This window comes from Aeromonas simiae (assembly GCF_000820125.1).
GTDB lineage: Bacteria > Pseudomonadota > Gammaproteobacteria > Enterobacterales > Aeromonadaceae > Aeromonas > Aeromonas simiae.
Genome location: NZ_CDBY01000087.1, coordinates 1 through 23,623, shown reverse-complemented (window position 1 = coordinate 23,623; position 23,623 = coordinate 1). Strand labels below are relative to the sequence as shown.

The 23,623-nt window shown below is 63.3% G+C and carries 25 protein-coding genes and 1 riboswitch; of the genes, 13 read left to right on the top strand and 12 right to left on the bottom strand.

What is annotated here, in order from left to right; translation table 11 throughout:
* Positions 1-105: 105 nt before the first annotated feature.
* Positions 106-573 carry a DUF3306 domain-containing protein gene (locus BN1134_RS17685; protein ID WP_042048810.1) on the bottom strand — a complete coding sequence of 156 codons (468 nt, stop codon included), beginning with the start codon at positions 571-573 and terminating at the stop codon, positions 106-108.
* Positions 570-1,058 (bottom strand): DUF3305 domain-containing protein, encoded by a 489-nt coding sequence (locus BN1134_RS17680; protein WP_042048809.1) that lies wholly within the window; start codon positions 1,056-1,058, stop codon positions 570-572. The genes BN1134_RS17685 and BN1134_RS17680 overlap by 4 nt, the downstream gene beginning before the upstream one ends.
* A 125-nt stretch (positions 1,059-1,183) precedes the next feature.
* On the opposite strand from BN1134_RS17680, the gene BN1134_RS17675 reads away from it, so the two are divergent.
* Positions 1,184-2,029: a formate dehydrogenase accessory sulfurtransferase FdhD gene (locus tag BN1134_RS17675; RefSeq protein ID WP_042048807.1), complete on the top strand. Its 846-nt coding sequence runs from the start codon at positions 1,184-1,186 to the stop codon at positions 2,027-2,029.
* A 4-nt stretch (positions 2,030-2,033) separates the two neighbouring features.
* On the top strand, positions 2,034-2,903 hold the full coding sequence (locus BN1134_RS17670) for a helix-turn-helix transcriptional regulator (RefSeq protein ID WP_042048838.1): 870 nt from the start codon (positions 2,034-2,036) through the stop codon (positions 2,901-2,903).
* Here the strand turns inward: BN1134_RS17670 and BN1134_RS17665 are convergent.
* Both BN1134_RS17665 and BN1134_RS17660 read right to left on the bottom strand, forming a co-directional pair.
* Positions 2,900-4,966 (bottom strand): sensor histidine kinase, encoded by a 2,067-nt coding sequence (locus tag BN1134_RS17665; protein ID WP_042048806.1) that lies wholly within the window; start codon positions 4,964-4,966, stop codon positions 2,900-2,902. The genes BN1134_RS17670 and BN1134_RS17665 overlap by 4 nt on opposite strands.
* Entirely contained in the window at positions 4,963-6,312 is a 1,350-nt protein-coding gene (locus BN1134_RS17660; protein ID WP_042048805.1) for a sigma-54-dependent transcriptional regulator, read from the bottom strand. The genes BN1134_RS17665 and BN1134_RS17660 overlap by 4 nt, the downstream gene beginning before the upstream one ends.
* A 236-nt stretch (positions 6,313-6,548) precedes the next feature.
* Between BN1134_RS17660 and BN1134_RS17655 the strand changes: the two genes are divergently transcribed.
* The 6 genes from BN1134_RS17655 (at position 6,549) to BN1134_RS17630 (ending at position 11,880) form a co-directional block, all read left to right on the top strand.
* Entirely contained in the window at positions 6,549-7,364 is an 816-nt protein-coding gene (locus BN1134_RS17655) for an ABC transporter substrate-binding protein (RefSeq protein WP_042048804.1), read from the top strand.
* Positions 7,361-8,062: an ABC transporter permease gene (locus tag BN1134_RS17650; RefSeq protein ID WP_042048803.1), complete on the top strand. Its 702-nt coding sequence runs from the start codon at positions 7,361-7,363 to the stop codon at positions 8,060-8,062. The genes BN1134_RS17655 and BN1134_RS17650 overlap by 4 nt, the downstream gene beginning before the upstream one ends.
* A 1-nt stretch (position 8,063) precedes the next feature.
* A complete protein-coding gene (locus tag BN1134_RS17645; protein ID WP_156991859.1) occupies positions 8,064-8,762 on the top strand; it encodes an ABC transporter ATP-binding protein in 699 nt (232 codons plus the stop codon).
* A complete protein-coding gene (gene mobA / locus BN1134_RS17640; protein WP_042048800.1) occupies positions 8,746-9,330 on the top strand; it encodes a molybdenum cofactor guanylyltransferase MobA in 585 nt (194 codons plus the stop codon). The genes BN1134_RS17645 and mobA overlap by 17 nt, the downstream gene beginning before the upstream one ends.
* Positions 9,317-11,077, top strand: coding sequence for a bifunctional molybdopterin-guanine dinucleotide biosynthesis adaptor protein MobB/molybdopterin molybdotransferase MoeA (locus tag BN1134_RS17635; protein WP_042048798.1), 1,761 nt, complete (start codon positions 9,317-9,319; stop codon positions 11,075-11,077). The genes mobA and BN1134_RS17635 overlap by 14 nt, the downstream gene beginning before the upstream one ends.
* 71 nt (positions 11,078-11,148) lie before the next feature.
* A complete protein-coding gene (locus BN1134_RS17630) occupies positions 11,149-11,880 on the top strand; it encodes a substrate-binding periplasmic protein (protein ID WP_042048797.1) in 732 nt (243 codons plus the stop codon).
* 90 nt (positions 11,881-11,970) lie between these two features.
* Here the strand turns inward: BN1134_RS17630 and BN1134_RS17625 are convergent, their stop codons facing one another.
* The 3 genes from BN1134_RS17625 to BN1134_RS17615 form a co-directional block, all read right to left on the bottom strand.
* Positions 11,971-12,675: a MaoC family dehydratase gene (locus tag BN1134_RS17625; protein WP_042048796.1), complete on the bottom strand. Its 705-nt coding sequence runs from the start codon at positions 12,673-12,675 to the stop codon at positions 11,971-11,973.
* Between the two features lie 147 nt (positions 12,676-12,822).
* Positions 12,823-13,749, bottom strand: a complete 927-nt coding sequence (rlmF, locus tag BN1134_RS17620; RefSeq protein ID WP_084214861.1) for a 23S rRNA (adenine(1618)-N(6))-methyltransferase RlmF — start codon at positions 13,747-13,749, stop codon at positions 12,823-12,825.
* A gap of 133 nt (positions 13,750-13,882) precedes the next feature.
* Positions 13,883-14,368 carry a C40 family peptidase gene (locus BN1134_RS17615; protein WP_042048794.1) on the bottom strand — a complete coding sequence of 162 codons (486 nt, stop codon included), beginning with the start codon at positions 14,366-14,368 and terminating at the stop codon, positions 13,883-13,885.
* A gap of 269 nt (positions 14,369-14,637) precedes the next feature.
* Here BN1134_RS17615 and BN1134_RS17610 point away from each other — a divergent pair, with 269 nt between their 5' ends.
* Together BN1134_RS17610 and BN1134_RS17605 are read left to right on the top strand one after the other, a co-directional pair.
* Positions 14,638-15,336, top strand: a complete 699-nt coding sequence (locus BN1134_RS17610) for a 4'-phosphopantetheinyl transferase family protein (protein WP_052449532.1) — start codon at positions 14,638-14,640, stop codon at positions 15,334-15,336.
* A 14-nt stretch (positions 15,337-15,350) separates the two neighbouring features.
* A complete protein-coding gene (locus BN1134_RS17605; protein WP_042048793.1) occupies positions 15,351-16,199 on the top strand; it encodes a tetratricopeptide repeat protein in 849 nt (282 codons plus the stop codon).
* A gap of 164 nt (positions 16,200-16,363) precedes the next feature.
* Here BN1134_RS17605 and BN1134_RS17600 read toward each other — a convergent pair whose 3' ends face one another.
* A complete protein-coding gene (locus BN1134_RS17600) occupies positions 16,364-16,603 on the bottom strand; it encodes an Lpp/OprI family alanine-zipper lipoprotein (RefSeq protein ID WP_005363258.1) in 240 nt (79 codons plus the stop codon).
* A 215-nt stretch (positions 16,604-16,818) separates the two neighbouring features.
* On the bottom strand, positions 16,819-17,472 hold the full coding sequence (gene ribB / locus BN1134_RS17595; protein ID WP_042048792.1) for a 3,4-dihydroxy-2-butanone-4-phosphate synthase: 654 nt from the start codon (positions 17,470-17,472) through the stop codon (positions 16,819-16,821).
* A 111-nt stretch (positions 17,473-17,583) separates the two neighbouring features.
* A riboswitch (FMN riboswitch) is annotated at positions 17,584-17,728 on the bottom strand.
* A gap of 165 nt (positions 17,729-17,893) precedes the next feature.
* On the opposite strand from ribB, the gene purU reads away from it, so the two are divergent.
* Complete coding sequence (purU, locus tag BN1134_RS17590; protein WP_042048791.1) at positions 17,894-18,730, top strand: formyltetrahydrofolate deformylase; 837 nt, start codon at positions 17,894-17,896, stop codon at positions 18,728-18,730.
* Positions 18,731-18,794: 64 nt separating this feature from the next.
* Here the strand turns inward: purU and BN1134_RS17585 are convergent, their stop codons facing one another.
* Both BN1134_RS17585 and cls read right to left on the bottom strand, forming a co-directional pair.
* On the bottom strand, positions 18,795-20,063 hold the full coding sequence (locus tag BN1134_RS17585; RefSeq protein WP_042048790.1) for a DUF945 family protein: 1,269 nt from the start codon (positions 20,061-20,063) through the stop codon (positions 18,795-18,797).
* Positions 20,064-20,139: 76 nt separating this feature from the next.
* Positions 20,140-21,621, bottom strand: coding sequence for a cardiolipin synthase (gene cls / locus BN1134_RS17580; RefSeq protein ID WP_042048789.1), 1,482 nt, complete (start codon positions 21,619-21,621; stop codon positions 20,140-20,142).
* Between the two features lie 93 nt (positions 21,622-21,714).
* Between cls and BN1134_RS17575 the strand changes: the two genes are divergently transcribed.
* Positions 21,715-22,251 carry a YceB family lipoprotein gene (locus BN1134_RS17575; RefSeq protein ID WP_042048788.1) on the top strand — a complete coding sequence of 179 codons (537 nt, stop codon included), beginning with the start codon at positions 21,715-21,717 and terminating at the stop codon, positions 22,249-22,251.
* Here BN1134_RS17575 and BN1134_RS17570 read toward each other — a convergent pair.
* The gene (locus tag BN1134_RS17570; protein ID WP_042048787.1) at positions 22,248-22,685 is read right to left on the bottom strand and encodes a GNAT family N-acetyltransferase; all 438 of its coding nucleotides are present in this window, start codon (positions 22,683-22,685) and stop codon (positions 22,248-22,250) included. The genes BN1134_RS17575 and BN1134_RS17570 overlap by 4 nt on opposite strands.
* Positions 22,686-22,902: 217 nt before the next feature.
* On the opposite strand from BN1134_RS17570, the gene BN1134_RS17565 reads away from it, so the two are divergent.
* Positions 22,903-23,623 (top strand): DODA-type extradiol aromatic ring-opening family dioxygenase (locus BN1134_RS17565; RefSeq protein ID WP_042048786.1); only part of this gene is annotated, 721 nt, incomplete at its 3' end.

Sequence of the window (23,623 nt, the reverse complement as noted above, 5' to 3'; positions counted from 1 at the left end):
GTGTTTCCTCATGCAGCCGGACTACTTCGGACCGGTTGCTTATTGGGGGCTTGCAATAGCAATAAGCCGGCCAAGGTAGTGGGAAGAAAAATCCAAGAGAGGGAGTCAGGATCCATTTTCATCTTCATCGCTCTCATCGATAGCGACATTTTGTCCCACCACTGAAACCAAAATGTCCCCATTCTCGGCAGGGTCATGCGCCACGAGCTCTGCTTTCTCGCTCTGCTCCTCTTCCACGGGCTCGACCAGCCAGCCGCGCAGCCCGGCCACCAGCTCGGCACTGAGCAGCTCGGGGGCGGCGAAGTCCTGAGTGTAGTCGTCAAGCCCGTCGGGCTTGTGTTGGCGAAACAGGGCGCGCAGCGTCTCTTTGTCGGGCAAGGAGGTGTCGGGCAAGGAGGTGTCGGGCAAGGAGGGCACGGCCGGCTCCGTATGATCAGGCGGCGCGTCGATGTCACTGACCCGCGCCGCCATCCCGCCATCAGGCGAGACCGGCTCCGCAGGGGCCGCCGGCTCGGGCTCAGGGGCGATCGGATGGAGCTTGCGCTGTGACCAGCGGCGCAGAAACTCGCTCATGGCTGCGCCCCTTCCAGCGGATCGCCGCGCAGCGGGCAAGCATCCGGGCCGACGGTCTCACGGGCCCGCCCCTTGCCCTTCTTGCCCTTACCACGGCGCTCGATCAGCTCGCCATGGCGGCCGATAAAGGCCTCGCACCAGGCTTGCAGCGCCTCGGGCAGCGGGCAGGAGAGCACGGTGCGATCGCCGTCCATGTAGGCCGCGGCCACGCTCTGGCTCAGGGTGAGCAGGTCGGCACGCAGGCTTTCGCCGGCACCGCTCGCCACCAGAAACAGGCGCGGCGCATCCGAACTCAGGTTGAAGCGGTAATCGCTGCGCTCATCGCGATAAAGGGTCAACGGTAAGGCGTTGGGAAGGTCTGGCTCGGCGGGCAGCACCGCAGTCAGCTCGGGGGTCAGGCTCTGCCAGCGACCGACCCGGCTCTCGCGCAGCGATAGTTGGGGCAGCAGCCAGCGCTGATCCGAATGAGAGGTTGTTTCGCTCATGACGGCTCCAGTTTGGGATGGAGAAAGCCATACCATTGCAAGAGCGGGGCCAATACACAACGTGGAGGGGAACATGGAATGGAACTTGCTCCTGTCGTGGCTTTGCCATCAGGAGCCTGCAGACCATGACCCTCCCCCCCTTTATCAAACGCAGCAATCCGGTCGAGCTCACCATGACCGTCGAGGTGATGGACGAGCAGGGGCAGCGCAACACCCAGCAGATCGCATGCGAGCGGCCGCTCACCGTCTACCTCAACTGGAAGGAGGTGGTGACCCTGATGACCCTGGGGGCCCGCCCCGAGGCGCTGGTGCTGGGTTATCTCAAGAATCAGGGGTTTATCCGGGATCTGGCCGCCATCGACTCGCTGATCGTCGACTGGGAGAGCGAGGCGGCGGCCCTCATCACCCGCGAAGAGACCGGCGATATCGACCAGGCGCTGGAGAAAAAAACGGTCACCTCGGGCTGTGGTCAGGGCACCATGTATGGCAGCGTGATGAAGCAGCTTGAGGGGGTGCGCCTCGTTCAGGGCCAGGTGCGCCAGAGCACTCTCTATGCCCTGCTCAAGGCGCTGTCGGCCTACAACGACACCTACAAGCAGGCCGGCGCCGTGCACGGCTGCGCCCTGTGCCGGGGCGCGCAGATCCTCTCGTTTGTCGAGGACGTGGGGCGCCACAACGCGGTCGACACCCTGGCCGGCGAGCTGTGGCTCAGCGGTGACAGCGGCAGCGATAAAATCTTCTACACCACGGGCCGGCTCACATCCGAGATGGTGATCAAGGTGGCGCAGATGGGCATCCCTGTGCTGCTGTCGCGCTCCGGCGTCACCCAGATGGGGCTCGATCTCGCGCGCCAGCTCGGCATCACCATGATTGCCCGCGCCAAGGGGCGCCACTTCCAGGTCTTCAGCGGCCACGACAACCTGCTGCTCGATGAGAAGCCGCCGGTGCTGGAGAGTGCTCGCCGTGACTGAGTTCATGAACGTGCGCCAGGTGGCGGAGTATCTCGATCTCAACGAGAAGAAGGTCTACCAGCTCGCCAACGAGGCGCGCATCCCGGCCACCAAGGCGACCGGCAAGTGGCTGTTTCCCAAATCCCTGCTCGATCGCTGGCTGCTCGGCAGCTGCCACGACGGGGTGATGAACGATCGGCTGATCCTGGCCGGCTCCGACGACATGCTGCTACACCACGGGGTGCAGCGGCTGGCCGAGCGGCTCGGCACCGCGGCGCTGGTCGGCTACACCCCGTGCGGCACCCGCCAGGGGCTGGCGATGCTGGCGCGCGGCCACGTGGATCTGTGCGCCATCCACTGGGGCAGGGCCGAGGAGTCGCACCTGCGCCACCCGGCCCTGATCCAGCAATACCAGGGGCACCGTCAGTGGGTTCTGGTGCACGGCTTTCGCCGCATGCAGGGGCTGCTCCTGCGCCAGGGGCTCGGCGATCTAAAGGCGCCGCAGACCCTGCCGCTGCGCTGGGTGATGCGCCAGGAGGGGGCCGGCAGCCAGCGGGCCCTACAGGAGTGGCTGCTCACCGAGGGGCGTTCGCTGGAGGGGTTGCACTGCGCGGTTCAAGCCGGCAGCGAGCGGGATCTGGCGGCGACGCTGTGCCGTGGCGAGGCGGACGTGGGGCCGGGGGCCCTCTCCACCGCCACCGAGTTCGGACTGGGGTTTGTTCCCCTCTCCCAGGAGAGCGTCGATCTGGTGATGCCGCAGGGGGTCTTCTTTCGCACCCTGTTGCAGCACCTGATGGAGTGGTTGCAGGGGAGTGAGGGGCGCGAGCTGGCGGCGCGGCTTGGCGGCTATGATCTGGCCCAGTGCGGCAAGCCGCTGTGGAGTGGTCAGAGCTAGGGCGCCGCCTCCTCCCCGCCCAGCCCCAGCCGCCACGCATCGGCATGGCCCTGCGCCTCCCCCGGCTCGTGGCTGGCTCGGCTTTGCAGGCGCACCGTAAAGCAGCTCCCCTGCCCCGGCACCGACTCGACCGAAAGCTCACCCCCCCAGCGGCTGACGATACGGTGCGAGAGCGCCAGCCCCAGCCCAGTGCCATTGGCGCGAGTGGTGAAAAAAGGCTCGAAGATGCGCTGTAACAGCGCTGGCTCGATGCCGCAGCCATCGTCCTGCACCCGGATCTCGGCTCCGCGCAGCGCCCCCTGCTCACGCCAGTCGCGGGTACTCACCACGATCCGGCCCCCCTCGCCGCGCTGCTCACGACGGCGGGCGATGGCGTGGGCGGCATTGACCAGCAGGTTGACCATCACCTGCAACAGTTGCTGGCGATCGGCCTCGATAGGGGCACTGGCCGACAACTGGCATTCGAGGGCGATCGACTGCTGGCGCAGGGTCGCCCCGACCAGTGTCAGGCTCTCCTGCACGATGGGCCCCAGGTGCTGCCACACCGGAGGGGTCTCGTAGTCACCGGGGCGCGAATACTGCAACAGGCTGCGGGTGATGGCCCGGATGCGATCCACCTGAGTGAGCACCAGCTCAATCTCGTCGCTCACCGGGGCCGCCGCCTCCCCCAGCTCCAGCTTGAGCAGCTCCATGTTGCCGAGGATCACCGCCAGCGGATTGTTGATCTCGTGGGCCACCCCGGCGCACAGCTCGCCAAGGGCCGCCAGCTTCTCGCTGATGAGCAGCTGCTCTCGCGCCTCGGTCAGCATGCGGATGTGCTCCTCCAGCTCGGCGGTCTTCTGGTGCAGGCTCAGGGTGCGGGCCGCCACCTTGCCCTCCAGCGCCTCGGCGGCGCCGGCTATCTCGCGGTTGCGCTCGGCCAGCAGATCGAGCATGGCGTCAAACTGACGGCCCAACTGGGCCAGCTCATGCGCCGGATCGAGCCCGAGCGGACCGATGCGCGCCTCCTGCTGGCGCCGGGTGGCGCGCACCACCCGGTGGATCTGCTCGATGGGAGAGAAGAGATCGCGCGCGCCGCGATAGACCAAGAGCCCCGAGATGAGCAGCAGCAGCGCCACCCCGCTACCCAGCTCGAGCAGATTGACCAGATAGGTGCGCACGAAGGGCCACTCGGGGAATCCCACATAGAGCATGCCGATGGCGTGGCCGTGCAGATCGCGCAGCGGCTCGTAACCGGAGACCGCCCAGGCGTCGTGCACCCAGGCCCGATCGACCCAGCTCACCCCCTGCTCAAGCACCTGCCGGCGCACCGGGGCCGACACCTGGGTGGCCAGCGCCCGTCCACCGCCCCGTGCGCTGTCGGCCGGCACATTGGTGCTGACCCGCAGATCGCCGAGAAAGAAGGTGACGGCGCCACTCTCCCCCTCCGGTAGGGTGCCGGGCACAAACACCTGATCGCGCAACCGATCGACCAGCTCACCGTCGCGGTTGATGAGCGCTCCCCCCTCGAGGATCCCCAACAGCCGACCATTCGGCCCCAGCACAGGCACCCAAGAGAGGCTCATCAGGCCGCGCCGCTCTTCCCCCACGCGGGCCTGCTCGACCAGCGCCGGGTTGAACGCAGCCAGCTGCTCGGGCGACCAGATGGCAAACTGGGTCACCGGCGCCCCCAATCGCAGGCGATCGCGCGCCGCCTTCGGCAGGGCATCGAGAGCCACATCGCGGCGCAGGCGCACCCCATCGAGCGGCCAGCGCTGGGCCGGCTCGTCCAGCCAGCCATCGAGGCTCTCTGGCGCCTGGCGCAGCCGCTGCTGGAAGGCCCAACTGTCGCGCAGGTGGGCCAGCAGATCGCTCTGGTGCTCTTGCTCGACCCGCAGCGCCTGGTGCGCCACCCCGAGATCGGCGCGCACCCGCGACAGCAGGTTCTGCCAGCTGTAATTAAGGGTCCAGTAGAGGGTCAACCCCAGCATGCCGAGTAGGGTGACCAGGATCGGCACAGAGGTGAGGGTGAGCAGGCGCCAGCGCACCCGGGTGCGCCAGCGGCGCAGCAGCGAGGGGGTCACGCCTGCTCCCACTCCTTGAACTTGCGCTCCAAAGTCTTGCGCGCCACCCCGAGAGTGCGGGCCGCCGCCGACTTGTTGCCGTCACAGCGCGCGACCACTTGCTCGATGTGGGCCCGCGCCACGCGCGCCAGATCCCACTCATCGGGGTAGCCGCTCTGAGCGGCCTGAACGCCCACCTCGGCTTGCCACTCCAGCGCGGGCGGTTTGCCAAGCAGCAGGCTGCGCTCGATGAGGTTGCGCAGCTCACGCACGTTGCCGGGCCACTCGTGAGCCTGCATCGCCGCCACATCCTCGTGGGTCCAGCGCAGCGGCGCCATCCCCATCTCAGTGGTGAGCCGCTCGGTAAAGTGGTGCACCAGCGCCGGAATATCCTCGGGCCGCTCACGCAGGGGCGCCACCTTGAGGGTGACCACGTTGAGGCGGTAGAAGAGGTCGGCCCGAAAACGCCCAGCCTCCACCTCCTCTTTGAGGTTACGGTTGGTGGCCGCCACGATGCGCACGTCCACTGGCAGCTCGCGCTCGGCCCCCACCGGGCGGATGGCCTTCTGCTCCAGGGCGCGCAGCAACGAGGACTGCATGGCCAGCGGCATCTCGCCGATCTCGTCGAGAAACAGGGTGCCCTGCTGGGCGACCCGAAACAGCCCCTCGCGCCCCTTGCGGGCACCGGTGAAGGCCCCCTGCACATGGCCAAACAGCTCGCTTTCGAGCAGCTCGGGGGCAATGGCCCCGCAGTTGACCGGCACGAAGGCTCCGGAGCGGCCGGAGAGCTGGTGTAGCGCGCGGGCCACCAGCTCCTTGCCGGTGCCCGACTCCCCCTCGACCAGCACCGCCGCCGGCGAAGGCGCCACTCTGGCGATCATGCACTTGAGATCGGCGGTAGTGGCCGAGTCACCGATGAGCTGCACAGGGAAGTGCTTGCTCACCTCCTGGCGCAGCAGCCAGTTCTCCCGCTCCAGGTGGCGGCGGGCGATCACCCGATCCACCGCCTGCACCATCTGCTCGAGGTTGAACGGCTTGAGGATGAAGTCGCTGGCGCCGAGGCGCAGGGCACGCAGGGCCGACTCCATGTCGCCGTAGCCGGTCATGAAGATGAGATCGGAGCGGCGCTCGCTCGGTTGTAAGGATTCGTGCCACTCGATGCCAGAGCGCCCCGGCAGGCGGATGTCGGCGATGATAAGGTCGAAATGGAGCCGACTGCGCAGTGCCTCGGCCTCCTCGACGCTGGCGGCGGTCTCGACCTGAGCAAAGCGCTTGGCCAGCGCCTTGCCCAGGAAGCTGCGCATCCCCGGCTCGTCATCGACGATGAGCAGTGAAAGGGCAGACCAGGTGGTCATGGGTAGCGTCATGGGTATCGCTCCGACTGGGTAAGAGGGCTCCGACAGAGGTGGGACATTTTGTCTCGTTTGCCGCCATAAACCAAGCCCGGGGCGTAAGAAGGCACCTACCACGCCCTTTGAAAGCAGGTAACTGTTTGTTTTAAAATGTAAAAAGTAAATATCATCAAGCTGGCACCGCCCTTGCTTAATAGAGCATCCTCGGGAGCCCGGGACTGTCCCGGCTCCAGCTCATCATGGAGAATTCGATGAAACGCCTCGCCGCCCTGCTACTCGGCGGTCTGCTGCTCTCCCAGCAGGCCCTGGCCGAACCGGCCAACCCGATCATCCGCCTTGCCACCACCACCAGCACCGAGCAATCCGGCCTGCTCGGCTGGCTGCTGCCCCAGTTCACCAAGGAGACCGGCTACCGGGTGCAGGTGCTGGCGGCCGGCACCGGTCAGAGCCTCAAGATGGGTGAGAACGGCGACGTGGATCTGGTGATGACCCATGCCCCCAGCTCGGAGCAGACGTTTGTCGAGGCCGGTTTTGGCATCGAGCCGCGCCACCTGATGTACAACGACTTCGTGCTGGTCGGCCCGGCGGGCGATCCTGCCGGGATCAAGCCGCTCAAGGATGCCGCCAAGGCCCTCAAGGCCCTGGCCGATAAGGAGGCCATCTTTGTCTCGCGCGGTGACGAGTCGGGGACCCACGTCAAGGAGAAGGCGCTGTGGCAAGCCGCCGGCATCACGCCTGCCTTCAAGGGCTACAAGTCCATCGGTCAGGGGATGGGCCCGACCCTGACCATGACCTCGGAGCTGGGTGGCTACACCCTGACCGACCGCGGCACTTGGCTCGCCTATGAGGGCAAGCTCAAGCTGGCTCTGCTGCTGGAGGGCGACAAGCGCCTGTTCAACCCCTATCGGGTGATCCTGGTCAACCCGAAGCGCTGGCCCAAGCTCAACACCGAAGGCGCCCGCGTCCTCTCTGACTGGCTGGTATCCCAGCATGGCCAGCAGCTCATCAACAGCTTCACCGTCAACGGCAAGCCGCTGTTCGTCGCGGATGCCGACAAGCCGGCATGAGCAGTCTGCTCGACACCAGCACGCAGGCCCTGCGCCTGCTGCTGACCGCCGACCCCGAGCTGTGGCAAATCGTCGGGGTCTCCTTTACGGTGTCGGGGTTGGCGCTGGCCCTGTGCTGGCTGCCGGCCCTGCTGCTCGGCTTTGGCCTCGCCTACCTCAATTTGCCGGCGCGCTGGCTCTGGCTGACGGCGCTGCACACCCTGCAATCGATCCCGAGCGTGGTGATCGGCCTGCTGCTCTATATGCTGCTGTCGCGTTCCGGCCCGCTCGGTGATTGGCAGTGGCTGTTTACCCAGCAGGGGATGATAGCGGGCCAGGTGCTGATCGGCTTTCCGGTCATCGCCTCCATGTCTCACGCCACCTTCCAGCACAGCGACCGGCGCGCCTTCGAAACCGCGCTAACCCTCTCCGGCTCGCGCCTGCGCGCCTTTCGCCAGCTCTGCCACGAGTGCCGCTTCGGCCTGCTGGCCGCCGGCATCACGGCGTTTAGCCGGGTGATCACCGAGGTGGGGTGCGCCACCCTGGTGGGGGGCAACATCCTCTACTTCACCCGTAACATCACCACCGCCATCGCCCTGGAGACCCAGAAGGGGGCCTTCACCCAGGGGATTGCCCTTGGCATGGTGCTGCTTGCCCTCGCCCTCGCCCTCAACCTGCTGCTCTCCCTGTTGCAGGGGCGCGCCTTTCTGAGAACCTGACATGCTGACCCTCCATGCCCGCAACCTGCACATGCAATTTGGCGAGCGGCCGCTTTTTTACATTCCCGAGCTGATCATCGCCCCCGGCGATGCCATCTGGCTGCGCGGTGCCAACGGGGTGGGCAAGACCACCCTGCTCAAGATCCTGGCCGGCTTGCAGCGCCCAAGCGGCGGCGAGCTGAGCAACCGCCCCTCCCTGCTGCTCGCGCTGGCGCGGCGTTTCGGTCTGCGCCAGCCGGGGCCGGGGCGGGTCATCTATCTGCACCAGAGCCCCTACCTGTTTGACGGCACGGTGCGCGACAACCTAGCGTGGGGGCTGAAACAGCGCCACCACCGGCGCCTCATCGACGCGCTGCGCCGCGCCGATCTCGAGCACCTGGCCGGAGAGCACGTCTCCTTGCTCTCCGGCGGTGAGCGCCAGCGTCTGGCCCTGGCCCGCGCCTGGGTATTGCAGCCGGCCTACCTGCTGCTCGACGAGCCCACCGCCAATCTCGACAGCCACTCCATTGCCCTGATGGCCGATCTGGCGCAGGATCTCGGTGAACAGGGCTGTGCCCGGGTGGTCACCAGCCACCAAGAGAACCTGCTGACCGCCCGCTGCCAACGCCACTGGCTGTTGCAGCACAGCCAGTTAGTGGAGAATGGCCCACTGACTCTGTATCGCATGCCAACACGAGAAGACCATGTCCAACACGCCTGATCCCCTCTCTGCCGTCATCCTGGCCGGTGGCCGCGCCACCCGCATGGGTGGCCAGGACAAGGGGTGGGTTCCCCTTGCCGGCAAGCCGCTGATCCAGCACGTGCTGGAGCGCCTGGCCCCCCAGGTCGATGAACTCGTCATCAATGCCAACCGCTCGCTCGAGCAGTACAGCCAACTGGCCCCCGTGGTAAGCGACCGCCTGCCGGACTACCCCGGCCCACTGGCCGGCATGTTGGCCGGCCTGGAGCGGGCCCGCCACGACTGGGTGCTGTTTGTCCCCTGTGACACCCCCTTCCTGCCGACCGATCTCGCCGCCCGCCTGTGCCAGGCACGCACTCCCGGGTGCGACGTGGTGGTGGCCCACGACGGCCACTGGCTGCAACCCGTGGTGGCGCTGGTGCGGCGCGCCCTCGCCCCGGATCTGGCCCAGGCGCTGGCCGAGGGGGAGCGCAAGATTGACTACTGGTTTGCCCGCCACCACATGGTGCAGGCCGACTTCTCCGACTGCCCGCACGCCTTTGACAACCTCAACCGCCCGGAGGATATCGCCCAGCATGAAGCCAGCTAATCCCGATCTGCCCATCATCGGCTTCGCCGCCTGGAGCGGCACCGGCAAGACCACCTTGCTCGAGCAGCTCATTCCCGAGCTCAACCGGCGCGGCCTGCGTCTGGCGGTGCTCAAGCACGCCCACCATGACTTCGACATCGACCAGCCGGGCAAGGACAGCTGGCGCCTGCGCAAAGCCGGGGCCGAGCAGGTGCTGATCGCCTCGGCGCGGCGCCATGCCCACCTCACCGAGACCCCGCACGGGGAGCCGGCGCTGGCCGAGCTGCTGGCCAAACTCGATCGCACCACGCTCGATCTCATCCTGGTTGAGGGGTTCAAACAGGACCCCATTCCCAAGATTGCCCTGCACCGCGCCGCCCTCGGCAAGCCGCTGCCCGAGGTGCGCCAGCAGGATCTGCTGGCGGTGGCGAGCGACGTGCCACTCGAGCTGGCGGTGCCGCTGCTGCCACTCAATGAGATCCCGGCCATCGCCGATTTCATCGAACACCATATCAAGGCGGCGGCCGCCCCGGCAAAGGAGAGCTGCGACACCTTAAGCCCGGCGTTGCTCTCGGTGGCGCAGGCACGCGCACAGATCCTCACCGCCCTTTCCCCCCAGCAGCGCCATCTCGAGCGTCCGCTCGGCGTGTGCGCCGGTTTGGTGCTGGCCGAGGATCTGATCAGCCCGTGCAACGTACCGCCCCACACCAACTCGGCGATGGACGGCTACGGCATCGATGGCAGTGTGTTGACGCACGCAAGCTGGCAGGTGGTGGGCGAGGTGCTGGCCGGCCACCCCAGCGCGCAGCGCGTAGCCACCGGTGAGGCGGTGCGGATCATGACGGGCGCCCCCCTCCCCCCCGGCGTGGATACGGTGGTGATGCGCGAGCAGACGGTGGAGGAGCAGGGACGGGTGCGCTTCACCGCCCCCCTCCAGCGCGGGCAAAACGTACGCCAAGCGGGTGAGGATCTCGCCATGGGGGCAGTGGCCATCGCACGGGGCACCCGGCTGGAGGCCGCCGAGCTGGGGCTCGCCGCCTCCCTCGGCTGCGCTAGCTTGCGGGTGCTGGCGCCGCTCAGGGTCGCCCTGTTTAGCTCTGGCGATGAAGTGCAGGCTCCGGGCGAGGCACTGCGCCCCGGCGCCATCTACGACAGCAACCGCTTCACCCTGCGCGCCCTGGCCGAGCGCGCCGGGGTCGAGGTGGTCGATCTTGGCATCCTGCCCGACCATCAGGCGGCCATCACGCAAGCGCTGGCCCAGGCCGCGGCCGAGTGCGATCTGGTGTTGAGCTCGGGAGGGGTGTCGGTGGGCAATGCCGACTATATCCGCGCCGCCCTCGAGCAGCTGGGCAGCATCGCCTTCTGGCGCATCCAGATGCGCCCCGGCCGGCCGCTCGCCTTCGGCCAGATTGCCGGCACCCCCTTCTTCGGCCTGCCCGGCAACCCGGTCGCCGCCGTGGTCTGCTTCTTGCAATTCGTGCTGCCCGCCCTGCACGCCATGCAAGGAAGGTCATGGCAGCCGTGGCGCCTGCGCGCCCAGGCCAGCGAGGGGATGAAGAGCCGCCCCGGCCGCACCGAGTTTTTGCGCGGCGTCTTCACTCAAGACAGCAATGGCCGCCTCACGGTGCGCACCACAGGGCCGCAGGGATCGGGGATCTTAAGCTCGGTCGCCCAGGCCAACTGCCTCATCGAGATCTTGCCGGCTCAGGGTGCAGTACAACCCGGTGAATGGGTCTGGGTTCACCCGCTGCAAGGCTTGCTCGGCTAAACCGGAACCGACTGTGCAGGCGCTGGCTTTGTGTCACAATGGTCAGGTGCGGGCCTCAAGGAGGAGGACGGATGATTCGAGGAATAGGATGGCTGTTACTCGGCTCTCTGGCATGGCCGGGGCTGGCTGAACCATTGCGGATAGGGGTCAGTCTGGCCATCCCTCCCTATGTTATCCGCGAGCAGGACAGGGGGATTGAACTCGATCTGCTGCGAGAAGCCTTTGCCGGCACCCCCTATCAGCCCGAGTTCAATTACCTCTCCCTGCGCCAGACGTTCGAGCAAATGGAGCAGGGGCACCTCGACGGCATCATCAACGTCCGCCCCGGCATGCTCAAGCGTGGTTACCTCTCCCAGCCGGCCATCACCTTCCACAACTATGTGTTCACCCTCACCCCACTGCGTATCGAGCGGCTGGAGCAGCTGGCCAACCTCAATGTGGTGGCCTTCCAGCGTGCCAACGATATCCTCGGCAGCGCCTTTGCCAACGCCATCCGGCGCAGCCGTAGCTATCAGGAGCTGGCCCGTCAGGAGTTGCAGGTAAAGCAGCTGTTTGAGGGGCGCGCCCAGGCCATCGTGCTGGAGGAGCGGATATTTCTCCACTATCTGGGGGTGCTGGCCGCCAGTGAGGGGGCTCCCTATGATCCCAGCCGGGTAATACGCAACGATCTCTTCCCCGCCACCGTCTATCACTTCGCCTTCGACCGGGCCGAGCTGCGCGATCGCTTCGATCAGGAGCTCGCCGCCATGCGGGCGGATGGGCGTTACGAGCGGATCTTCTCCCACTATCAGCAACAGAAATAAGAGCAGGGCAGCTGCAGAAATAAGAGCAGGGCAGCTGCAGAAATGAGAACAGGGCCCGTGGGCCCTGTCGCGTATCCTAGTGATCGGAGATCAGAAATAGAGGCGGGTGAGCGATTCGATCACGCAGCCGGGGCGGCGGATCCCTTCGATCTCAACCTTGATCTCTTTGAGCAGCTCAATGCCCCCCTTGATGGGGCTCACCTTGGCCAGCTTGGTGCGGGCTCGTATGCGGCTATCCACCTTGATGGGATAGGGAAAGCGCACCGAGTCGAGGCCAAAATTCACCACCATGCGGGCGGTGGGGAACTCGGGATTGTGCTCATCGACCGAGCCGGTCAGGCGCGGCAGCAGCGCCAGAGTCAGGAAACCGTGGGCGATGGTGCTCTTGAACGGGGACTCTTCGGCCGCCCGCTCCGGGTTGGTGTGGATCCACTGGTGATCCCCGGTCGCCTGGGCAAAGCCATTGATCATCGCCTGATCTACCAACAGCCACTCGCCGATGTGGGTCTCTTCCCCCACTTGGCTCAGCAGGGTCTCGAATACGGCGGCGGCCTCGCCTTCCAGCTCGATGGCTGGGTCCAAGGAGGGCTGCGCCACACCGTTAACGACCTGGGGCTCAGGCTGCAACGTCGTGATGGCACCATCCATCACCCGGCCAAACAGGGGGTGATGCTGTGCTTTTTGCTGAAATTCGCGCCAGTAGTCGCGAATCGCAGGAGAGAGCCAATCCTTAAGCTCAAACGGATGTTGCGCCAGGATCTCCTTCTTGCGCTTCAGAAAATCGACAACCTTCATCAACCTTTCCCTTCCGTCTGGGTGTATACCAAGAGGTCAAACCAGTCCCTATTTTAGAAAAGTCATCGCTGATATTGCAAAAAAATTTCGGCGTACAACTGTACCAACAGGCGAAGTGCCTACTCACATTGACTGCAAAACCACCCCTCATGACGGTTTGTTTGCAAAGCGCCAAGCGAGAATGCGGGTGATCTTGTTGCCCTGATGCATGGGGATTTCCCGTACCTCGCTTACCCCGATTTGGCCCAGCGCCTTACGGGCCGGCGCCAGGTTTTCTCCCTTGGAGACCAGCGTGGTGAACCAGCGGCACTGATCGGCAAAACGCGCACTCTCGGCAATCATGCGGCGCAGGAAGGCCAGCTCCCCCCCTTCGCACCAGAGTTCATTATGTTTACCCCCGAAATTGAGCCGCGAGCCCTGCGTCACCCGGTGACGCTCCCCCCTTGAGCGGGCCAGATTGCGCAGCTTGCGCTCGCTACCGGCGCCCGCCTCCTGGGCCGAGGCATGAAAGGGCGGATTGCAGAGGGTGGCCGCAAACTGCTCGCCGGGATGGATGATCCCATCGAAGATGCACTTGGGATCGGGCTGATGACGACACTCAATACTTCGCTCCAGCCCATTGCTGCGCACGATAAGCGCAGCACTCTTGAGCGAGGCGGTCTCGATGTCGCTGGCCACGAAACGCCAGCCGTACTCCTGATGCCCGAGCAGTGGATAGATACAGTTGGCCCCCGTGCCGATATCGAGCAGGCGCACCGCTTTCCCATGGGGCGCGGCTTGCTCCTCACCCAGCAGATCGGCCAGGTGGTGGAGGTAATCCACCCGTCCCGGAATCGGGGGGCAGAGGTAGCCGGGGGGAATATCCCAGAAACGCAACCGGTAGCAGGCCAGCAGCAGGGCACGGTTGAGCGCCTTGACGGCAAGCGGATCGGCAAAGTCGATGGTGGCCCGCCCGTGGGGGCCGACGCTGACGAAGCCGGCCAGCTCAGGGCTTGCCTTGATCAGGGCGGGGAAATCGTAGCCATTGCGATGGCGATTGCGCGGGTGCAATCCGGGGGCAGATGAACGGGACATGATGGCATGGAACGAGAAAAGGGGCGCCTACTATAGTCGCCCCTTCCCATAAAAACCAAGGGCTCCCGAAGGAGCCCTGCTGTCTTTCTGGAGAAACAGTCCGTACTGCGAGCCGTTTTTCAAGAAGGACGGATTAGATGCTGATACGACGAGCCTGCCAGAACTTGGTGCGCCAGTATTGGTTATCCAACTTCGAGCGGGTGACCCCTTTACGGGCCGAGGCGTGGATGAACTCACCGTTGCCCACATAGATACCGACATGGTTCAGACGCGGATTGATGCGAAAGAACACCAGATCCCCCTCAACCAGTTCGTTCTTGGCTACGCGAACCCCTTCGTGAACCTGGGAGCGGGTAGAGCGGGGCAGCTCGATACCCAGCGCATCACGGAACACTTCACGAGCAAAGGCAGAGCAATCAACACCACGCTGGGTCGTTCCGCCCATCCGGTACGGGACGCCGCGCCACTCTTTATAAACCGTCAGGATCTCTTCCACACTGGGGGCGCTGGACTCCGGCTCGACCACCGGCTCAACCATGGAGACTTCGATCTTACTCGCCAAATCCGGATCGGGCGCCGAGGCACAACCCACCATTCCCAGTGCCACCAGCAGTAGCATTAGATGTCGCAATCCCTTATCTCCCTAATGTAAACAGCTAGTTAAGGTATGCACCCGAAAGGGGCTTTTAAAGACACAAGGCTCGAATATAAAGGAGAAATGTGTCAGATCAAGAAATAAAACCCATCAAGGTCACATTTTTTCGCAAAAACTTCTTATTTTTCATGCTAAATGTGATCTTGCCCAAACAATATACAATCGCGTCGCCAGCTATGCGTCTGCGCATAAATGTGGTTTATTGGCATTCTCATAACAAAAGAGAGCAGAAAATGGCATATCACGTGGCGCTTTTCCTGGTTGCCCCACTGAATAAAGAAGAGCGTGCCAATCAGGCTCAACTGGCTTCACTTTCCCCTGCGGAGCAGGCGACTGCCGCCCAGTTTTTGCAAGAAGAGCGCCGCCAGCAGTGGGTGATGGGCAGAGCGCTGCTACGCCGTGAAGTGCGCCGGCGCTATCCGGATCATCCGTTGGAGATACACACCGATGAACACGGCAAACCCTGGCTCGAAGGAATCCACTTCAACATGAGTCACAGCGCAGACTGGCTGGTGCTGGCCCTGTGCCAGGAGGGCGCGGTGGGCATCGATCTGGAGCTCGGGCGGCGACGGCGTGATCTCCAGCGCTTGGCCCGTCGCTTCTTCGCCCCCGAAGAAGTGCAGTGGCTGGCCGAGCAACCGGCCGAACAGCGAGATCACCTCTTCTATCGCTTCTGGGCGCGCAAGGAAGCCGTGCTCAAAGCCAACGGCGGTGGCCTCTCGGCCGGACTGGAGCGGGTGAGTTTCGATCCCAGACGGGCCTGGCAGCTGGAAAACCACCTCGATGAAAAATCCTACGTCATCAGTGACAGTCCCTGCGACAGCGGCTGGCTGGCACTCGCCACCGAGGCTGATCACCGGATCGCCCTGCACTGGCTGGATACACGCCTTGAAAATATCGCCCCCCTCCCCCATGTAGGGATCAGTCTGTAAGCGAGAGCCATTCCATGATCGTCGACATTACTCCCCAGAATTTTCACACCGCCCTGCTCGATGCCTCTATGCAAAAGCCGGTGGTGCTCTACTTCCATGCCCCCCAGATGCCCGAATGCCAAGCCATGACCCCTCTGGTTGAGTCGCTGGTTGGCCCGAATAATCCGGCCGTCACCCTGGCCAAGGTCGACATCAATGATCCCCAGTTACAGTCACTAGCCAGCCAGCTGGCGCTGCGAGCCTTGCCGGCATTGGTCAAATTCCATCAGGGGCGCCCGGACGAAGCGAGCTTCCTCGAGGGGCCGCAAGATGATGCCACCCTGCGCGACTACTTCTCCGCGTTTGCACCGCGCGAAGAAGAGACACTGCTGGAGCAAGCCAAGCAACATCTTGAAGAGGGGAAGGCCGGCGAGGCGCAGGCCCTGCTGACCAAGGCGCGGCAGCTGGCTCCCGAGCGCCATGATATCGTCCTGTGGCTGGCACAGGCCGAGCTGGATCTCAACCACCTGGATCAGGCCGAGGCGCTGCTTGGCACCATCCCGATGGTTGCTCAAGAGAGCCATTACCACACCCTCTGCTCACGTCTGGATCTGGCGCGGCAGGCCTCCGACAGCCCTGAGCTGCGAGCACTGGAGGAGCGCCATAGCGCCCAGCCGGAAGATTTTGCCACCAGTCAGGAGCTGGCCGTGCTTTATCATCAGGCCGGCCGTCAGGAAGAGGCGCTCGATCTGCTGTTTGGCATACTGAGCCGTGATCTCGCCTTCGGCGACGTGAAGAAAATCTATCTGGATATCCTGACCACCATGGGCAGCACACCCACCGCATCGGCCTGGCGACGCAAGCTCTATAGCCTGCTCTACTGAGCATCGTTGGGTATTGTGCAGATAGGGGCCGGTCTTGCGATCGGTCTTTTTTATTAGCTAATCAATGAGATAACTAAGAAGGGAAAAACGAGGGAAGTGGGGGGAGAGGTTTTCTGCAGACGAAAAAAAATGGCGCAGTTTCCCGCGCCATTTTTTCACATGTATTACTTCTTGTAGGAAGTAGCCATGTTGTCCAGGCGCTGGTTAGCACGAGCAGCTTCAGCCTTGGCATCAGCTACGTCGGCAGCGATCTTGGACTGATCAGCGCGAACGGCGCTAACGTCTTGAGCCAGTTGATCAACCTTGTTAGACAGATTCTGAACAGAGGTTTCCAGCTCGGTGTTAGCACAACCGCCCAGCAGAGCAGACAGACCAACTACACCTACCAACAACATTTTTTTCATTTTATAGCTCCCTTTAACTCGCCAGACGTTTAGCAAGCGGCGTTATTATGGCACAAAAAAAAAAGAGTTTGCATAGGCCTCGTCATAGATAAATGCATTAAATCACTCATTTTTTTTCGAACGCCTAAAAAAGCATCACTCGAAACGAAATGTTGGCGAAATAACGGACAAGGCCAGGTCAGAGCGTAACCAATAACAGATGATATGACAATCCGTTAGGCGCTCTCTCCTCTCAGTGCCAAACGATACTGCACCAGATCCTCGATGGTCAAGACAGGCATGCCATGCTGGTGAGCGAATTCAACCAGATCGGGAAGACGCGCCATGCTGCCATCCGCCTTGGTCAGTTCACACAACACGCCAAAGGGTTTGAGGCCGGCCAGCGTCATCAGATCGACCGTTGCCTCGGTATGACCGCGCCGGGTCAACACCCCACCTTGGCGGGCGCGCAGCGGGAAGACATGGCCGGGGCGATGGAGATCGGACGGCACGGCGCCGTCGGCGATGGCGGCACGGATGGTGGTGATGCGATCGGCCGCCGAGACACCGGTCGTGACCCCCTGCGCCGCCTCAATGGTGACGGTAAAAGCGGTCTGGAACTGGCTCGAGTTGGCATCGACCATCATCGGCAGCTCCAGTTGGCGTACCCGCTCGTCGGTCAGGCAGAGGCAGACAATCCCGGAGCACTCGCGGATCATCAACGCCATCTGAGCCGTGGTCATGGATTCGGCCGCGAAGATGAGATCCCCTTCATTCTCCCTGTCTTCATCGTCGGCCACGAGCACGCCGCGGCCATGGCGCAACGCGTCCAGCGCGGCTTCAACACGTTGCAGGGGGGAGCCAAAGGGGGTAAGCAAAGACTGATTCATGGTAATACTCCACTGTATATTGAACAGAGACCAGAATCAGGGCACGGAAAGGCAGACAGAAGCGCGCATGCGCCAAAGCACCGCCGAAAGGCGATGCCAAGAACCACGCACTGTTATCCTCTTTCATCCGGACTATAACCGTCGGCTCCGGCCTCTCACCGGATCTGCTGACCCCGACCGATGTCGGGCGCTCGCGGGCTCCCTGCCGTAGCAGGATACCGCCGGTGGGGAATTGCACCCCGCCCTGAGAATAAGCGCCCCCAGACTAGAGAAAAGCCGTTCTGGTTTCCAGTCCCACAGCAGAAAATATTGCCATCCTGTGCGAGCGCTCACGCGAACATGGCTTCCCCTGCCGCTTCGTGGCATAGTGCGGAAAAACGGCGCCTTGTGCTGCCATCACAACAACTTCATGACAGACAAAATGGAAAAGAAAATTCTGCTGACCGACTGCCCCGACGCCAAGGGGTTGATCGCCAAAATCACCAACATCTGCTACAAGCACCAGCTCAACATCATCAAGAACGACGAGTTCGTGGATCACGAACAGGGCCGCTTCTTTATGCGCACCGAACTGGAAGGCCGTTTCAACGACGAAACCCTGCTGGCCGATCTCGATGACACCCTGCCCCAGGGGGCCGAGCGCCGTCTGGTCAAGGCGGAAAACAAGCGCATCGTCATCCTGGTCACCAAGGAGGCGCACTGCCTCGGCGATATCCTGATGAAGCGCTACGCCGGTGCGCTCAACCTCGAGATCGCCGCCGTCATCGGCAACTACGACACCCTGGCCGAGCTGACCGGCAAGTTCGACATTCCTTTCCACACCGTCTCCCACGATGGAGTGGATCGCGCCGAGCATGAGCGTCAGGTGCGCGCCATCATCGACAGCTATGCCCCGGATTATGTGGTGCTGGCCAAGTACATGCGGGTACTCACCCCCGACTTCGTCAAAGCCTACCCACGCAAGATCATCAACATCCACCACTCCTTCCTGCCCGCCTTCATCGGCGCCCGCCCCTACCTGCAGGCGTTTAACCGCGGCGTGAAGATCATCGGCGCCACCGCCCACTTCGTCACCGACGATCTGGATGAGGGCCCGATCATCGAGCAGGACGTGACCCACGTGGATCACACCTTCACCGCCGATGACATGGCCAAGGCCGGTCGCGACGTAGAAAAATCCGTGCTCTCACGGGCTCTCGGCCTAGTGCTGGCCGAGCGGGTGTTCGTACACGGCAACAAGACGGTGGTCTTTAAGTAAGTCGGCACACAGAAACAAAAGAGGCTCCCATCGGGAGCCTCTTTTCATTGTGACCACACCGCCATCACAGGGGCAGGCTGTTGACCGTCAGGCGGCCATTGGCGAGGTTGATGTCCGCCTTGAGCTGGTTGCCCTCGGCCTTGAGGTATCCCATGGCCGTAAGCCCTTGCAGCAAGGGCGCCGCCTGGGGCAGCGCATTGCCGAGCTTGCCCGAGAGGATGGCGTCAAACTGACCGGTCAGGGCGCGCAGACCATCGACACCGTTGGTCAGCTTGTCGAGGGTGGTGGAAGAGAGCACCAGATTGCCCTTGAGCGAGACCGGCTCGGCATTGACCTTGGCCGAGAAGTTGCTCAGCGACAGCGTGGCGCCACGGGCCAGCAACAGGTTGAGCGCCTGCTCCAGCTTCTGCTGATCCATATCGACGCCGCTGTTGGCCTGCTGCAACATTCGATACCCTTCCAGATCCATCCCCTTGATATCGACCACCATCTCCCCCTCGGTGAGGGCGACAGCTTCCCCATCCATGGCCAGCTTGAGACTCTGCAATCGGGTCTCGTAACGGCTGGCCAGGGTTTCAGCATCGTCCCCCTCCACATGGGAGCGAGTACTGAGCCCTTGCAAGGCGACATTCAGTTCATCACCGATGCGCACCGAAAGACCGGCCACGTCCCCTTCGCTCGCGGGCACCATCAACACGCCACCAATTTCATCGAGCTCGGCCTGCCCTGTCACGTGGGCCAGGTTGATCTCGGTCTGTTGATCCGGCTGGCTGAAGGTCATTCCCTGCCAATCCAGGTTCAGCTTGCCACTGCCATTCAGATCGCCGTCATAGCCGAGCACCAGCGGTAGCATCTTGAGGTTCTCCCCCTGCTTGGCCACGTTGGCCTCGGGCAGGGTCAGGGTGCTCACATTACGGCGGCTCCACAGGCTGTTGCGGCTCTCCAGCACCGGCTCCCACCCCTGCAACCCCAGCTCGACCAAGCCGGCGGCGAGATCGCCACGAGACTTATCCAGCACGATTTGGGTCGCACTGTAGAGCGGCAGGATCCGGGTCTGGGTAGACAGATAGAGCTCGAACGGATGCTCAGGGGTCAACTCGGGATAGTGGGAGGAGATAAACTCGGGCGTCAGCACCATCTTGATGGCGCCTTCACGGGAGAGGAAACTGGTTTTACCCGGCGTCCATTCGAGCTGGATCCCACTCAGTTGCTGCGCCTTGGCCAGCTCGGCCGGCACCTGCTTATCGAAAGCCTGACCCGTAAACCAGCAGGCGGCCACCGCGCCCCCCACCAGCAGGACGGCCGCTGCGCCCCCCATGACCCCTTTCTTCATCCCGTAACACCTTGTGCATAATTAAAAAAAGTGCAGGCACTCTAAGTGCTGGGCCGCACGAAGACAAGCGAGCAGGTCACAGTAAGGGACTAAACAGGTAGCAGAAGTTCTCCGTCATGCGCCGATACCAAGGGCGCTGACGCCAGCGGGCCAGCGACATGGGGCTGGCCGCCTGAATGTACCCCGCCACCAACGTCTGCATCTGGGCCACAAAGACCGGGCTGTCGACCAGCAAGGTCACCTCAAAGTTGAGCCACAGACTGCGCCGATCCAGATTGACCGTCCCCACCAGGGCAAAATCGTCGTCCACCAGCACGCTCTTGGTGTGCAGCAACCCCGCATCATAGCGGTAGATCTCGACCCCGGAGGCGAGCAGCTCTTCTAAAAAGGCATTGCCTGCATGGTGCGCCAGCCGCGAGTCGTTGCGATGGGGCAGCACCAGCTGCACCTGCACCCCTCGCTCGGATGCCGAGCGCAGAGCCGCCACCAGCGGGTCATCCGGCACGAAATAGGGGGTGGTCAGGATCAACCGCTGGCGGGATTGATAGATGGCCTGCAGCAGGATTTGCTGGATGGCATCGCCCCCCTCGAACGGGCCGGAGGGGATGAGCTGGGCACGATAGTTGATAAGTGGCCAAGCCTCGGGCTGATGCTGCAAGCTGTCGAGCAACCGCTCGCCTGTCTCCATCTCCCAGTCCCAGACAAACAGGGACCACATCAGGGGCACCATGGGCCCTTGCACCCGCAGCATAATGTCGACCCATTGGCCCACACCGGCATCCTGTTTGAAAAAGCGCGGGTCGACCATGTTCATCGAGCCGGTGTAGCCCACCTTGTCATCGATCACCACCAGCTTGCGATGCATGCGCAGATCCTGACGCTGGAACGGAATACGCCACGCCCCGACCGGCAGCACCTCGATCAGCTGAACCCCGGCAGAGCGCAGCCGCTGCGGCCAGCCGGAGCGAAAGAAGTGTTTGCTCCCCACCGAGTCGAGTAACACGCGACAGTCCACGCCGCGCTGCGACACCTCGATGAGGGCTTCGCCAACCTCGTCGGCCCACCCTCCCGGCTGCCAGATGTAGAACTCGAGATAGCAAGATTGGGTCGCCGCCCGGATATCGCTGGCGATCTCGCCCAAGATGGCCTCGGGCTGCTCCAGCAGCGTCATACGGTTACCGGAGAGCATCGGCATCGCCAGCCGCCCCTGGATGAGATCATGCAGCGGCGCGGCCTTGTCACTCACCGGGCAGCGATACTGGGGAAAAGCCCTCGCCATCTGGCGGATCCAGGCCGCATAAGGGGTATACATGGTCTTGGCCTGTTCACCGCGACGCCGGCCGAGGCGAATTTCACCAAACAGGATATAGAAACCGACCCCGGCAAAGGGGATGGCATAGATGAGGGCCAGCCAGGCCAATGAGACACCGATAGGGCGCCGTTTGAAAATAACCCGCAAAGAGACGCCGACCACGATCAAGGTGTGGAACAGCAGCAGTAACAGCCCGAGAAAATGGCTGAAGAGATCGCTGAGATCTTTTTCCAGTCCGTTAAACACGTCAGCTCCTTAGCAAAACGGTGACAGCCGTTTCATCCGTTGCAAACGGACGCTGTGATATGCTTGGCGGCCCGATTCTATCAGGTTGTTCCCATGATACTGCAATCCCTGCTGCTCACTGCGGCCCTGCTCAGCCCGGGCCAGAGTGAGATCACCGAATCCCAGATCAATGCCCTGCTGGCCCGCCAGGAGGGGATCCAGCGCGACGTCCAGATGCCCGGCCTGTTCCAGGGACAACTCGCCCTGACCGAAGGCACGGTGCAAATCGGTCGCCAGCAAGCCAACACGGTGCGCATCGAGAGCCGCGGCACCGCCCGTATGGCGATGGGTGACAAGCCCCCGGTCGATGCCACACTGCGCGTCACCTTCGACGGCAAACCGCGCTACGAGCCGGGCAGCCACGCCATCTATCTCGATGATGCCAAGCTGGTCGACTATCGCATCGAGCCCCAGTCGGTGCAGCAGCAATATGGTCTGGTGGTCAATCTGATGCTACAGAGCCTGCAACAGCGCATGAAGGGCAAACCCGTTTATCGCATCACGGGCAAGGGGGCAGAACAAACCTGGTGGCGCGAGCACCTGACCGGGGTGGAAGTGCAACCGGGCAAGCTCAAACTGCTGACGCGCTAACCGACCAGCGCCGCCGAACGCACCAGGGGCTCGATACAATAACCGAGCTCCTGCTGCTGATGCAGGCGCGAGCGCAGCGGCTCGGGGAGTTGGTGCAGCTCTCCGGGGCGAAAACCGACCTTCATGTAGAAATCGCGCTCAAACGGCAGCACCTGGCAGATGATGGGGCGCCCATCGAGCAGGCCGCAGGCAAAGCTGAGCAACTGCTGGCCAATCCCCTGTTGCTGGTAGTGAGGCAGCAACTGCATGCCACAGAGATGGTAATAGCGCTCCTCGGCCCGCACCCGCAGTGCGCCGACAAGCCAATTGGCATCCTTGGCAATGAAGATCCGCTCCCCGATCTCGGGCTCGTAGCGGGAGAACGCCGTCTCGTAAAAGTCACGGATCAGGGTCAGATCCGCGTCATAGTACTCTTCAAACGTTAATGTCGACATGATGGTGCCGATCGTGGGGCCTCGTTGGGCGAAAGATGTATCTGCGCCGACCAGATTAACGTGCTCGCCGCCCGCTGTCAGCCGACTTGATACCTCAAATGGGGTTAGCCCTTCATTTTCAACTCATGGTTGATAGTGATTGTATTAACACCATGATTATCGAATAGAAATCGGGGTGTAGAGTAGCGTCATCCCCTCCCTTTATCCCGAGGCATGCATGAGCACTCCCGCCCCCGTCTGGTTTATCTCCCACGGCGCCCCCGATCTGGTGATCCGCCGCCAGCACGCCACCACCTTCTTAGAAGGGCTCACCCTGCCCGATGACCTCAAGGGACTGGTGGTGCTCTCCGCCCATTGGTTCAGCCAGGAGTTGCAGATCAACCTGCAACCTGGGCCTGAATTGATGTACGACTTTTACGGTTTTCCCGATGCGCTCTATGAGATCCGCTGGCCCGGTCATACGCCCGCCTGGCTCGGCGAGCGGCTGCTCGCGCTGTTTGCCGCCGAGGCCATGCCGCTGCAAGGGGTGGCCCGCCCGTTTGACCACGGCGTCTGGTCCCCCCTTTCGTTGATCGACCCCGACGCGACCACGCCGCTGGTGCAGATCTCGATCCCGGCCAGCTGGAGCCCGGCCCAACTGTGGCAGCTTGGGGCATTGCTGGCCCCGCTGCGCAGCGAGGGGATCGCCATCCTGGCCTCGGGGGCCATCACCCACAACCTGCGCGCCCTCGAGTGGGATGGGGGGCGCACCGCCCCCTGGGCCAGCGACTTCGTCGCCTGGCTGGAATCGGCCATGGCGGCGCAGGATAAGAGCGCCCTGATAGACTATCGCGCCCGCGCCCCCCATGCGGCCATGGCCCACCCCCATGACGACCACCTGCGCCCGCTCTTTATCGCCCTCGGCGCCGCCATGGCCGATTCCAGCCAGGCGACGAAGT